The following is an 11,749-nucleotide window of genomic DNA, read 5'->3' as shown; positions in this document are numbered from 1 at the left end:
ATGCCGCGACCCGCGCGGTCCGAATGGCACTTGTGCCTCCGTTCGATGCGCTTCACGGCAGGCACGCAGGTGAGATGGCGGCCCAGTAACGCTCGTGATCGTAGCCCTTCATGCAGCCTTGCATCCGGCGAATCATGTTCCTTTGCAAGTGCTTACGTGCCGTCCTCAGCCTTGACAACTTCACCTCCCCGGTTCCTCATACTGCCCTCCCTCGGCGGAAGGAGGGGGATCGTGAAGCGAGAGCGGCGACGGTACGACGGAGTGGCCCGGTCTGGATGGCCGGGCCACGTGATCGGTGGAGTTGTCAGGCGCCGAAGTCGGCGCGGTGGTCTTCGGCCCACTCGGCGAGGGTGCGTCCGGGCTTGCCGGTCACCGCGGTGGCGGGACGCACCCGGTCGGGGGTGGTGAGGGTGTCGCTCCAGTAGTCGAGCAGCATCTTCATGATCGGCTCGGGGATGAATTGCGCTGTCTCGGCGCGGAATTCGTCGGCCGTGATCTCGATCAGCGGGATCTCCCGGCCGAGCGCGGCGCTGAGGGTGGCGACCTGCTCGGTGCGGGCGAGCGCCTGCGGGCCGGTGATCGGGATGATCTGGCCGATGTGCTCGTCGGACAGCAGCGTCTCGGCCGCGGCCTCGGCGACGTCGAATTCGTGGATCGGGGCCTGAGCGGACGCCAGGTACGGTGCCCGGATCGGCGCACCCGAGCTGATCTGCCACCGCCATTCGAGCAGGTTGTTGGCAAAGGTGCCGGGGCGCAGGATCGTCCACCCGTCGGTGCGCTCGGTGACGGCGGCTTCCACGGCACTGTGGTGCAGCTGGCTCGCCGAGCCGTGGTCACGGGGGAATTCCATCGCCGCGGCCAGCGAGGACAACACCGTGAACCGGTCCACTCCAGCGGCCACAGCCGCTTCCATGAAGGTGTCGACGCCCCGCGCCGGGAACACGAAGGCGCGATCAACACCCTCGAACACCTGCGCCCCGAGGGTCGAGGCGTCAGCGAGATCACCCGCGACAACCTCGACCCCCTCGGGCAGGTTGGCGTCCTCGGGCTTACGGGTCAGCGCGCGGACCGCGACGCCGCGAGCGAGGAGGGTGGAGACAAGGTGACGACCGACGCCCCCGGTCGCTCCGGTGACGAGAACGGTCGGGCGGGAGTTGCGAATCTCTGTGCTGCTCATGCATGAATACTTCCGCTGAAGACCACCCCACCACATCACGAGAATTCGTTATTTCCCGTACTACCTCGAGGTGTTCAGTTGCACGAGTATTGCGCCGATCAGCATGATCACCGCCCCGACTATCTGTGTCGGTCCGAGCGATTGGCCGAGCAGCAGCCAGGCCAGGACGGCGGCGACCAGCGGTTCCACCACGGCCAGCACGCTCGCCGGAGCTGAGGGCAGGTCGCGGAGGGCTCGGAGTCCGGCCAGGTAGGGCAGCACGGTGCCGGCGACGGCCAGGGTCAGCAAGAGCAGCCACACCGGAGCCTGCAGACCGCCCAATACTGCAGGGGCTGTGAGTAAGTGGGTGGGTAGCGTCCACGGCGGGGTGAACACGGCCACCACCACCGCGCCGATGGTCAATCCGAGGGCAGTCAGCCCGGCCGGGTCGTGCCTGCCGGCACCGTGTTCGCCGAGCAGGAAGTATCCGGCCGAGCAGATCGCCGAGCCCAGACCGGCGGCAAGACCGAGCATGTTCAGGTGGGTGCTCTGCCAGAGCTGTGCGACCAGGGCCAAGCCGGTCAGCGCCAATCCGATGCCCAGCCAAACCGGCGCGGGCAGTCGAGTGTGCCGTGCTGTCTGCACCCAGAGCGCGACCAGCACGGGCGCGAGATTGACCAGCACCATCGCTACCGCAACCGGAATCCGGGCCACCGCAACGAAGAACAACATTTGCACCCCGGCGACGCCGAGCGCCCCATAGCCGAGCAGTAACCACAGGTCGGCACGGCGGAACCGCAGCGCCCACGGCCGCAATACGGCAACCACCGGGACGAGGAATACTGCGGCCAACGTGATCCGAACCGAAGTCACCGCCGCCGGGGACCAGCCCGTCGCCATCACCGCCTTGGCCACCGGACCGGAACTCGCGAACAGTGCGCATGAGGTCAGAGCCCACCCGGTCGCCTGGACTCGGATCGGCGGCCGCCCAACCCTTTCCGTCGTCGCCACCGGTGCAGTCTGACCGCGTGATTGCGCATCCGACCACCGAATTTCTGACGTGCGTCATCGAAGCCGCCCGTTGCGACGCCTACCGGCGGGGCCGCTGCTCCGCCGACGGCTCATCGCCGCCGGGCGGGTGGTGCCTGGCTGTGGTGGAACTCGGTTGGCCGGCAGGGCTGGTTCAGAGGGTGATGTGGAAGGGCTTGTCGCCCAGGGCGTTGTCGGGGGTCAGGGCGTCGGCGAAGGCGAGGGTGACGACTGTGTCCGGGTGTTGCGGGGCGTCGGCCTTGGACTTGCTGCTCTTGATGATCACCGCGATCACGATGATGACGATGACCAGGACGGTGACGATGGCGGCGATCAGCCAGGCCGTCGTGTTCGAATTGTGTTGCGGGGGAGTGTAGGTCGGGGGTGGGTTGGTCCGCGGGGTGTAGGCCTGCGGTTGGTTGTACGACGGGGCCGGGGCTACCGCCGGATTCGAAAAGGTTTGCGGCGCGGGCTGATTCGTGTACGCCGGGGTCGATACCTGCTGATTCGGAATCGGCTGGTTGGGAAAGGACGGGTTCGACGTGGGCGGGACCGGGTACGCGGGGCCCGGGCTGGGGTAGGACGGGGCCTGGTTCGGGTAGGACGGGCCCGGGCCTGGGCCCACCAGCGGGCGCGGCGTCGACGGTGTCGGATTGGGCGGCTGCTGGATCACCGGCTGTGGGCGCACGGGCGTCGGCGGGCGCGGGGCGACGACCGGCTGCGGATGCGCGGGGGTCGGCGGGCGCGGGGGCGCCGCGGTGCGGGGCGCCTGGAGGGCACGTTCGGCGGCGGCGGCGAATTCGACGCAGGAGCGGTACCGATCGGCCGGCCGCTTGGAGAGAGCCTTGGTGAGGACCGCGTCGATGGTGCGCGGCAGCGCCTGGCGGAGCGGGCTCGCCGGCGGCGGGGGCTGCTGGAGGTGGCCGCGGATGACCGCGGCGGGGCTGGTGCCCTCGAACGGGACTGTGCCGGTGAGGAGTTGGAAGAGCGTGCAGGCCAGGGAGTACTGGTCGGAGCGGCCGTCGAGCGACGCGCCGGTCAACTGCTCGGGCGAGGCGTAGGCGAGCGTGGCGGTGACCGTGCCGGTCTGGGTGAGGTGGCCGGTGTCATCACGCAGGCGGGCGATGCCGAAGTCGGTCAGGTAGACACGTTCGCCGGAGCCGGTTTTGGACGACGAGCGGGCCAGCAGGATATTGGCCGGCTTCACATCGCGGTGCAGGACACCCAGACCGTGCGCGTAGTCCAGTGCCTTGGCGGTCTCGCCGATGATCTGGGCAGCGCGCAGCGGCGGCAGCGTGCCGGGGGTGATCGAGGAGGCGTTGATCCCGTCGATGTACTGCATGGAGATCCACAGCTGCTCGCCCTCGTCACCGCGGTCGTACACGGTGACGATATTCGGGTGGTCCAGCCGGGCGACCAGATCCGCCTCGCGGATGAAGCGGGCGCGAATCTCGTCGTCGGCGAACATCTCCTGATTCAGCAGCTTCAGCGCCGTCATGCGCGGCAGCCGCGGATGCTTGGCCAGATACACCGAGCCCATACCGCCGCGACCGAGCTCGCGTTCGATGACGTAACCGGCGAACACATCACCAGAGCGCAAATCAGCCCTCCGAATCTTTTTGCCCTCCGCTTCGCTCCGGGCGGCTTTCCATCATCCAGTGCACGTCATGGCTGGGTCACCACGTGGTGCGTGCCCATTATGTCTGGCAGTGCAGAGCCTTGTGTGCCCACGCCCCAACATCGCCGCGATCCAGAGCCACCGCGAGCAGGTCGGGGAAGCGGTCCGGAGTGCAGGCGAACGCGGGCACACCCAGCGCGGTCAGCGCCGCCGCATTGTCACGGTCGTAGGCCGGAGCGCCCTCGTCCGAGAGCGCCAGCAGCACCACCACCTGCACCCCGGCCTCCTTCATGGCGCGAATGCGCCGCAGCATCTCCGCGCGGACGCCGCCCTCGTACAGGTCGGAGATCAGCACGAACAGCGTGTCGGCCGGCCGGGTGATGAGCGACTGCGAGTAGGCGATGGCGCGATTGATATCGGTGCCGCCGCCCAGCTGCGTGCCGAACAGCACCTCCACCGGATCCGCCAGCTTCTCGGTGAGATCCACGACGGCCGTATCGAATACCACCAGCGAGGTGCGCAGCGACCGCATGGACGCCAGCACCGCGCCGAACACCGAGGCGTACACCACGCTCGACGCCATGGACCCCGACTGATCGATGGCCAGCACCACATCCCGTTTGACCGCCTGCGCCTTGCGCCCGTACCCGACCAGCCGCTCGGGCACCACGGTCCGATGCTCGGGCAGATAGTTCGCCAGGTTCTTGCGAATGGTCCGGTCCCAGTCGATATCCCGCAGCTTCGGCCGCGACACCCGCGCCGCCCGGTTCAGCGCCCCGCCCACGGCGGCCACGGTCGCCGCCGCGATCCGCCGCTCGATCTCCTGCACCACCTTCTCCACCACCATGCGGGCGGTGGCCTTGGTGGTCTCCGGCATCACCCGGTTCAGGCTCAGCAGTGTCCCCACCAGATGCACATCCGGCTCGACCGCCTCCAAAAGCTCGGGCTCGAGCAGCAATTCGGTGAGGTTGAGCCGATCCACCGCGTCCCGCTGCATCACCTCCACCACCGTCGACGGGAAGTACCGGCGGATATCGCCCAGCCACCGCGACACCTGCGGCGCGGAACCCCCGAGCCCGCCCGAGCGTCGCCCGCTCCCGCCCTGCCCGCCGGAATCGTAGAGCGCCCCCAGCGCCCGATCCATCGCCTGATCGTCGGCATTGCCCAGCCCGTCGCCCCCGAGCCCGGCCTCGCCGGCGCTGCCGAGCACCAGCCGCCACCGCCGCCCCTGTGCCTCGTCGATCTCGTTCATGACCATCCCCTCGAAAGTTTCGGCAACGCCCCGGTTTCGATGTGCAGTCATCGCGCCACTCCGAGGATCTCGGCCGCCCCGCGCATGGCGAGCTCGCCGCGGCCGGTGTCGTAGTCGGTGCTGCGGGCGCCCGAAGCCGTTGGCGCGCCGTGCCGTACGGCCTGGCCGATGGCCTGCCGCTCGCCGGATTCGAACGCTCCGAAGGTCCGGCGCAGCAGCGGCAGGGTTGCGACGAACTGCGCCTCGTCGAGCCCGCACAACCAATCGTCGATGAGCGACAACAGGTTTCGGTCGTGGACCAGCAGCAGACCGCGCCCGCCCAGGAAGCCGTCGATCCAGGCCGCCTTGTCGGGAGCGGTGCGCCCGACCGACAGCGCCGCGGATAGTCGGCGCCCGGATTCCGCGCCGTCGATGCGCTCGGCATCGCAGAGCAGGCGGACCGCGCGCCCGACGATCCCGCCGTTGACGTCATCGCGATCGGCGAGGGTCTCCAGCGTGGACAGCCAAGTCCCGGTGGCCCATTCGTCGTCACGTGCCGACAGCGCCAGATGCACCGCATCGATCTGAGCCCGCAGCGCAGCGGACGCATCGGCATCGAGCCCGGTCACCGTGCCCGGCAGACCCGCGCAACTGCGAACCAGCAGACTGTCCGCCACCCGGGTCAGCGCCGCGCTGTCCGTGCCGCGCACATCGCCGTAGCGCACGATGCGCAGCAATCCGGGCAGCGCGGACATCAGATGGGTGACGTCGTGATCCAGTGCCGCAACCGATTCCAGCCGCACGATGAGCCCATCGGTGGCCCCGCCGAGATCGGCCAGCAGCGCCTCCTCCAGCGCGGACGCCACCTTCCCGACCGTCGCGTCCGGGTCGTGCGCCGTATCGAGGATTTTCGCCTCGGCCGCCGACGGCAGCGTGGTACCCCAGCGCGACGCCTCGACGATCGAGATCGCCAGCTCCGGCCGCCACCGCAGCGTCCAGGTCTCCCGGAAGGTGCCGGTATTGCGCACCTGGCTGTCGGTCAGCTTGCCCCACCCGATACCCAGCAGCCGGAGCCGGTGCAGCAGGCGCGATCTCGCCAGCCCGCCATCGGTGCGCAGATCCAGATCCACCGTCCGTTCCAGGGCCTGCTGTTTCAGCCGCAGCGTCCTGATCTGGGCCCGCAGATCCGCCTCCAGCGGCACCGTCGGCGTCCCGTCCGGGACCGTCCCCAGCGCCTCGCCCACCACCAGTTCGGTGCTGACCAGCCGCAACAGCGTCTCGTCGCCATCGCACAGCACCGACCGGGTGGCCTCGGTGACCTCCGACAGCCCGGCCAGCGGCCGCCCCCGCATGGTCGCGAGAGTATCTGCCAGCCGGACGGATTCGATGATGTGCGCGCTGGACACCGGCAGATCGTGGGCCCGCAGCGTGCCCGCCACCTTGGTCAGCCACCGCGCGATGGGCTGCTCGGTCTCGGTGAACAGGTGGTGGTACCAGCCCGGCGAGGTGATGCCCGCGCCGTAGCCGGACGAGCTCGCCAGCCGCGAATGCGTCCACGGCACCCAGGTCAGCGTGGCCTTGCTCTTCGGCATGCCCTTGAGGATCCGGGCATCGGCCGCGGCCGGGCCCAGCTTGCCCTCCAGTGCCGGCGCGTGCCACGCGCCGCACACCACGGCCAGCCGCTGTGCGCCGTCCTTCAAGGCCTTTCGCATGATCTGCCGCATATGCGCCTCACGCCGCAACGTCTGCGCGTCCACCGTGATCCGCACCGATTCGATGGAGACCGGTCCGTCCTCCGAGAGCGGTTCGTCCTCCTCTGCTGTCCCGGACCCCTCGACCGGGACAACGGAATCGGATTCCCGGCCGGCGGTCGCACCGTCCAGGTGCTCGGCGTGCTCCCGCAAGGCGCCCATGGCCGCGTTGACGGCAGCGAAGATATCGGCGTCCGAGGCGGATTCGACGATGGCATCCCACCAGCGTTCGGCGTCGTCGTACCCGGCCGCGGCCGCCAGGATGGCCAGCGGATCGGTCCGGTCGCCCGGCTCGTCCGCCACCGCGAGCGCGACATTCGCGGGCAGATCGCAGAAGCCCACGGCCACACCGTTGTCCACCGCGTACCGCAGCGCCACCCACTCCGGCGAGAAGGTCGCGAAGGGCCAGAACGCGGCCTTGGCCGGGCTGTCGGGCTGATAGGCGAGCAGCGCCACCGGTGGCGACATCCCCTCGGCCGCAAGGTAGCCGATGAGCGGATCGGCATCGGACGGCCCCTCGATGAGGATGGCGTCCGGCCGGAATCGCGCCAGCGCCAGCGCGAGCGAGCGTGCCGAACCGGGCCCGTGGTGGCGGATACCGAACACCCGCGTCTCGGTCGACACTCCGGCGTCGGTCGACACCGCGACGGCAGTGGTCATTCGTGCACCTCGCGGCAGGCCCGGTAGAAGTCGGCCCAGTCGGGGCGCTGCCGCACCACGGCCTCCAGGTATTCGGTCCACACCACCTGGTCGGCGACGGGATCCTTGACCACCGCGCCCAGCACCGCGCCCGCGATATCGGCGGGCCGCAGCACGCCGTCGCCGAAATGCGCGGCCAGCGCTATGCCATTGGTGATCACCGAGATCGCCTCGGCCGTCGACAGCGTGCCCGTCGGCGACTTGAGCTTGGTGCGCCCGTCCTCGGTCATGCCCGAGCGCAGTTCGCGGAAGACCCGCACCACGCGCCGGATCTCCTCGGCCGCCGCGGGGACGGCGGGCAATTCCAGTGCGGCGCCGAGCTGTTCGACGCGGCGGGTCACGATGGAGACCTCCTCGTCCTCGCCGGCCGGCAGCGGCAGCACCACGGTATTGAACCGGCGGCGCAGCGCCGAGGAGAGCTCGTTGACGCCGCGGTCGCGGTCATTGGCGGTGGCGATCACATTGAAGCCCTTGGCCGCCTGCACCTCCATGCCCAGTTCCGGCACCGGCAGCGTCTTCTCCGACAGCACCGTGATCAGCGCGTCCTGCACATCCGAGGGGATGCGGGTGAGCTCCTCGAGCCGCGCGATGGAGCCGGCGCGCATGGCGGTCATGATGGGCGAGGGCACCAGCGCGGCCTCGCTCGGACCCTCGGCCAGCAGCCGGGCGTAGTTCCAGCCGTAGCGGATGGCCTCCTCGGCGGTGCCGGAGGTGCCCTGCACCAGCAGCGTGGAATGCCCGGCGATGGCGGCCGAAAGGTGTTCCGACACCCACGTTTTCGCGGTGCCGGGCACGCCGATCAACAGCAGCGCGCGATCGGTGGCGAGGGTGGCGACCGCGACCTCCATGAGCCGGCGCGGGCCCACGTACTTGGGGGAGATCACGGTGCCGTCGGCCAGCGTGCCGCCCAGCAGGTAGGTGACCACCGCCCACGGCGACAGCTTCCAGGAGGGCGGACGCGGGCGATCGTCGGTGGCGGCCAGGGCCTTCAGCTCGTCGGCGAAGGTCTGTTCGGCGTGCGGGCGCAGCAGGGCGTCCCGTTCCTGAATCATGGTCACTGCAGCTCCTCGAGCATTGTCTTGCGGTCGATGAGGTCATGGGCGAGCTGGTCGAAGGCCTGCTCCCAGTACGGATCCGCGCACCGGCGGGCAATACCGGACACCATGCCCGCCACCGCCACCGGGAAGTGAGCGGACGCCGCGCGGAACAGCGTCCGGTAGGAGCCGGGCACCAGGCTGGGCGCACCCGGCCGGTCGGCGCACAGCTGGGCGCGCTCGGTGAGCAGCCGCAGCACGTGCTCGGCCATTGGACCGGGCCACGGATGCGGCATGGCGCGCAGCATGGATTCGATCTCGGCCAGCCAGCTGGAATCCAGGCCACGCAGGTAGCGCACCTGATCGGCCTCCGGCTGGAGCGCGAACAGCTCGCGCAGCTTGTCGGTGTCGGCGTCGCGGGCGTCCGCGCCGGAGAGGGCCCCGAACAGCGCTTGGGCCCACTCCGGATTCCGTTGTGCCAGCGCGGCATCCGACCAGCCCGCGATCATGGGGCCGCGCATGCCCTCGGCCATGGGCACCCGCACCGCCTCCTCGGCCGGGCCGAGCAGCCGCTCCCAGTGCCGCAGCGGCGTGGCGGCCACCACCCGGTGCAGCCATTCGGTGGACAGATCGGGGGCGCCGTCGGCGCGATAGGCGGTGTAGCCGAAGGAATCTCCGACACCATCGCGCCGGGCCGCCTCGTCGAGGACGCCCGGGCCGGTGGTGACCAGCTGCGGCCGCACCGGCCGGGAACCGAAACTCAGCCAGGCCGCGGCCCGGCCGGCCATCCGCCGCGCGAAGGCCGAATCCGGCAGCCGCCCCAGCAGATCCGCGGCCAGCCGGCGCACCTCAGCGCGCCGGTCGTCGAGGGCGGTCTCCAGCAGCGCCTCATCGTCGAGCGAGAGGCCGTCCGCCAGCACTGCCAGCAGTTCGGCCTTGCCCGGCCCGGACTCGGTTCCCCAGGACGCCGCCAGTGCCGCCCGCGCGGCCGCCGCATCCCGCTGCCGCAGCTGCGACAACCAGCTGCGCCGCTCCGCGGCCCGGCCGTGCGACCACACGCTCTCGTCCTCGGCGGCGGCCCGCACCAGCGACTTCCAGCCGGGATGCTGCGCGGCCAGCCAGCGACCCCGCGCACCCGCCAGCCGCAGCAGCGGTTCCCGATGCGACGCCAGCGCCTTGGCCCGATCCAGCAGGCCGCTGACCATTCCGTCCGGAGCGCGGAAGTCCCGCGGCCCGGCCAGCGCGAACCACTCGTCGAGGAACGGCGAATTGTCGGCCAGCAGGTGGGTCAGCCGCGCACCCGCCGCCACCGGCAGCAACCGCCGTCCGTCATCGGCCGCGGCCGCGCTGCGCTCCGCCGAGATGGCCGAGACACCGCCGCGTGCGAAACAGTCCTGCAGCGCAATCGATTCCAGCAGGACCGCGGCCCGATCCCCGGTCAACGCGGTCGTCGCGGCGGCAACCGGCGACGCCAATCCCGACAGGTCGGCCTGACGTCGCGCCGTGCCGACGAGCGCCGCCGAAACCAGCTCGGCACTCGCGGTATCCTCGACGCCACCCCGGATCGGCATCGGATTTCCCTGTGCCACACCGACATCCACCATGGCCCCGGCGGCGAGTGCCGCAACCGGCACCAACCCGTCCACCGTCCACTCGCCGATCACCGTGACCGGATGCCCGCCGGAGAGCCCGAGCAGTCGCCACGGCTCACCTTCGGCGGTCGCCACCGGCAGCGCATCGCTACCGGATTCCACGATGTACCAGCCCTTTTCGCCCCGAACGGGCACGACCTCGGCCAGCAGCACCGGCCACGACCGCAGAAACGGATCGGCCCCCAACGCCCGCGCCTGCTCGGCGAGAGCAGCGGCAATGGTTCCCAGATTCGCTCCCGTCGGCGCTGCATTGGCGTTCGAGCGAGCCCGTGCGTCCGAAGCGTCGGTCCCGGCTTCGGCGGATCGCCCCGGCGCGATCTGCGCGGCGGCATCCGCTGCGAGATCGGTAGCGGGACATACATTCTGGTCGGTGGCTTCATCTCCCCCCGCGGCGTCGCCGTCCGGGGAACCGGCAGTATGCAGCGGGATGGTGGTGAAGGGTTCGGGGATGTCTTCGTGGCGGTCGCCCCAGAGGGCGCGCAGGGGTGTGGCGCTCGGGTAGAAGTGGAGGTTCGCGTCCACCTGGAAGCCGGGGGCCGGGGTGTCGTTCGGGAAGGCGGGGCTGCCGTAGTGGTGGTCGACAAGCAGGGCCCAGCGGCCGGATGTGCGGCCGCGCAACCAGACTCGGCGAGTGTAGAGGCCGTCTTCGGTGGTGATCCGGATGCCCAGGACCAGCCAGCGGTCGCGGACCGCAGGTTCGGCGCGGACCGTGTCGGCCGGCGTGGGGTACCCGATGTGAGTGCGCACGCTGGCGCGCAGGCCGGGGGAGAGGGTGTCGAGACGGGCGTGCGCGGCGGTCAGCAGGTGCAGGCGGGCGTATTCGCGCAGCAGTAGCCGAGGCCATTCGGAATGGGTGGTGGCGAGCGGTAACTGGCGCAGGGTCGCGGCGATGCCGGGAGCCTGCGCGTCGACCATGCGGGCCGCCACCGTCTCGAAGGCCCGGATCGATCGATCCGACTGCGCCAGGCCGGTGCGCACCTGGTCGGTGAGCCAGATGTCCAGATCGGCCAGACCCGCGGTGACCCGGGCGCGGCGCTGATCGGCGGCGGCCCCGGCGCCGCGGGCGGGCTTGGCCTCGGGCGCAGCCTGCTTTTCGGCGCGGGCGGCCCGGCCACCCAGCCAGTCGGCGGCGAAATCGGCCACGGTGTCCGCGGCGGGCACATCACCCGCACTCCACGACAACAGCAGGGACAGTGCGTGTTTGCACGGAAACTTGCGACTCGGGCAGGTGCATTTGTACGCGGGCCCCGACAGATCCACGATGGTTTGATACGGTCGGCTGCCGCTGCCCTTGCACAGTCCCCACAGCGCGGTGTCGTGAATGCCGGTGCCGCTCCACTTGCCACGCAGCTTGCGCGCGGCGGTCAGCGATGCGGCGTCCGGTGCGAGCGATCCGACGTGATCGGCGGTCCAAGCGGTGGTCATCCATCCCCCCTTCCTCGGTTGAGCAAAGTTGTATCCGAGGGCACCGACAGATCCGGGCCATGAGCGGGCCCGCTCCAACAACCATGAGCGGGCCCGCTCCAACAACCACGAGCGGGCCCGCTCCAACAACCACGAGCGGGCCCGCTCCAACGGC

General features: G+C 70.4%; 7 protein-coding genes. All 7 read right to left on the bottom strand.

Features of this window, described 5'->3' with window-relative positions:
- Positions 1–304: 304 nt before the first annotated feature.
- The 7 genes from ACFXHE_RS04380 to ACFXHE_RS04350 all read right to left on the bottom strand — a co-directional run bounded on the left by ACFXHE_RS04380 (position 305) and on the right by ACFXHE_RS04350 (position 11,595).
- Entirely contained in the window at positions 305–1,177 is an 873-nt protein-coding gene (locus ACFXHE_RS04380) for an SDR family oxidoreductase (protein WP_379379651.1), read from the bottom strand.
- A 60-nt stretch (positions 1,178–1,237) separates the two neighbouring features.
- Positions 1,238–2,167: a DMT family transporter gene (locus ACFXHE_RS04375; RefSeq protein ID WP_379379649.1), complete on the bottom strand. Its 930-nt coding sequence runs from the start codon at positions 2,165–2,167 to the stop codon at positions 1,238–1,240.
- A 172-nt stretch (positions 2,168–2,339) separates the two neighbouring features.
- Complete coding sequence (locus ACFXHE_RS04370) at positions 2,340–3,785, bottom strand: protein kinase (protein ID WP_379379647.1); 1,446 nt, start codon at positions 3,783–3,785, stop codon at positions 2,340–2,342.
- 97 nt (positions 3,786–3,882) lie between these two features.
- Positions 3,883–5,055, bottom strand: a complete 1,173-nt coding sequence (locus ACFXHE_RS04365; protein WP_379379645.1) for a VWA domain-containing protein — start codon at positions 5,053–5,055, stop codon at positions 3,883–3,885.
- 47 nt (positions 5,056–5,102) lie between these two features.
- On the bottom strand, positions 5,103–7,445 hold the full coding sequence (locus ACFXHE_RS04360; protein WP_379379643.1) for a DUF5682 family protein: 2,343 nt from the start codon (positions 7,443–7,445) through the stop codon (positions 5,103–5,105).
- Positions 7,442–8,536: an AAA family ATPase gene (locus ACFXHE_RS04355; protein ID WP_379380403.1), complete on the bottom strand. Its 1,095-nt coding sequence runs from the start codon at positions 8,534–8,536 to the stop codon at positions 7,442–7,444. Before ACFXHE_RS04355 ends, ACFXHE_RS04360 begins: the two co-directional genes overlap by 4 nt.
- Before the next feature lie 2 nt (positions 8,537–8,538).
- The gene (locus ACFXHE_RS04350) at positions 8,539–11,595 is read right to left on the bottom strand and encodes a DUF5691 domain-containing protein (protein ID WP_379379641.1); all 3,057 of its coding nucleotides are present in this window, start codon (positions 11,593–11,595) and stop codon (positions 8,539–8,541) included.
- Between the last annotated feature and the right edge of the window lie 154 nt (positions 11,596–11,749).

Origin of the sequence: Nocardia sp. NPDC059229 (assembly GCF_042754165.1) — a bacterium.
Classification (GTDB): Bacteria; Actinomycetota; Actinomycetes; order Mycobacteriales; family Mycobacteriaceae; genus Nocardia.
This window is presented reverse-complemented; position numbering and strand designations above follow the sequence as displayed.